This is a genomic window from Streptococcus sp. oral taxon 061 (genome assembly GCF_964211575.1).
Lineage (GTDB): Bacteria > Bacillota > Bacilli > Lactobacillales > Streptococcaceae > Streptococcus.
This window is the reverse complement of the sequence record NZ_CAXOQQ010000017.1, coordinates 1-1777: the sequence shown is the minus strand read 5'-3', so window position 1 is coordinate 1777 and position 1777 is coordinate 1. Positions and strand designations below refer to the sequence as shown.

Sequence of the window (1777 nt, the reverse complement as noted above, 5' to 3'; positions counted from 1 at the left end):
CTTCCGTTGGATATCCTGGAATTGCTTTACCTTCTTTATCTACAAACGTAGTAACTGGTGTTACTGTTGGTGTGTATGTTGCAGAAGCTTTTGTTCCGTTCATATCTTCACGAACAACTGTAACTGATGGAGCTGTTCCTGTAAATTCAGGTTCTGGTTTGAAGGTTACTGTTCCGTCTGGTGCTACTGTGTAAGTACCAACACCTGGAATAGTCTTAGTTGTTGAACCATCGTCAAATGTTGCTGGAACGTCATCATTCATTGGAACACGGCTATCGCCTTCCTTGAATGTTGGTTTACCAGACTGTTCTTTACCTTTTGGTCCAATAGTTGTAGCTGGTTCTGCTGTTGGTGTTACTGGTGTAACAGTTGGTGTGTACTTAGCTGTTACTGGTGTACCATTCTTATCTACACGTTTAACAGTCACGCCTGTTCCTGTTCCTGTGAATGATTTTTCTGGTACGAATGTTACAGTTCCATCTGGTGCTACTGTGTATGTTCCTTCACCTGGGATAGTCTTAGTTGTTGAACCATCTTCGAAGGTTGCAGGTGTATCATCATCCATCGGTACGTCTGAGTTACCTGGTGTGAATGTTGGTTTGCCTGTTTGTGTTTGACCTTGAATATCTGTTGATGTTACTGGTTCTGCTGTTGGTGTGATAGGTGTAACAGTTGGTGTGTACTTAGCTGTTACTGGTGTACCATTCTTATCTACACGTTTAACAGTCACGCCTGTGCCTGTACCTGTGAATGATTTTTCTGGTACGAATGTAACAGTTCCGTCTGGTGCTACTGTGTATGTTCCTTCACCTGGGATAGTCTTAGTTGTTGAACCATCTTCAAATGTTGCTGGAACATCGTCATCCATTGGTACACTTGGATCACCTTCTGTAAACTTAGGTTTACCTGTTTGTGTCTTACCTTGGATATCTGTTGATGTAACATCTTCACCTGTTGGAACTACTGGAGTAATCTTAGGTGTGTAAGTTGTTTCTACAGCAGTACCGTTAGCATCTTTAGCTTGAACCTTGACTGGAACAACATCACCTGAGTATGACTTGTCAGTTGGTGTGAATGTTACAACACCTGTTTCTTTATCAACTGTGAAGGTACCGATTACTTTACCTTCTGGTGACTTAGCATCTACTGAAGCTGCTGGTTGACCATTTTCGTCAAGAAGAGTAATGGTATCCTTGTCGATTGGTGCAACTGGATCACCTTCTGTGAAGGTTACTGTACCAGTTTGAACCACACCTTGAGGTGCAACTGATTCAGCTGGTGTTGCTGTTGGTGTTACTGGTGTTACAGTTGGTGTGTACTTAGCTGTTACCGGTGTACCGTTCTTATCTACACGTTTAACAGTCACGCCTGTGCCTGTACCTGTGAATGATTTTTCTGGTACGAATGTTACAGTGCCATCTGGTGCTACTGTGTATGTTCCTTCACCTGGGATAGTCTTAGTTGTTGAACCATCTTCAAATGTTGCTGGAACAGCATCATCCATTGGTACGTTTGAGTTACCTGGTGTGAATGTTGGTTTACCAGATTGTGTTTGACCTTGCTTATCAGTTGAAGTAGCATCTTCAGCTGTTGGTGTTACTGGTGTTACTGTTGGTGTGTATGTTGAAGAAGCTTTCGTTCCGTTCATATCTTCACGAACAACTGTAACTGATGGAGCTTTACCAACAAATGATTTTTCAGGAACAAATGTTACTGTTCCGTCTGGTGCTACTGTGTAAGTACCAACACCTTCAACTGTCTTAGTTGTTGAACCATC

Annotated in this window: 1 pseudogene; it reads right to left on the bottom strand. The window is 42.4% G+C overall.

Features of this window, described 5'->3' with window-relative positions:
* Nucleotides 1–1777, bottom strand: a pseudogene (locus AB8E63_RS08605) (fibronectin-binding protein); the annotation flags it as partial.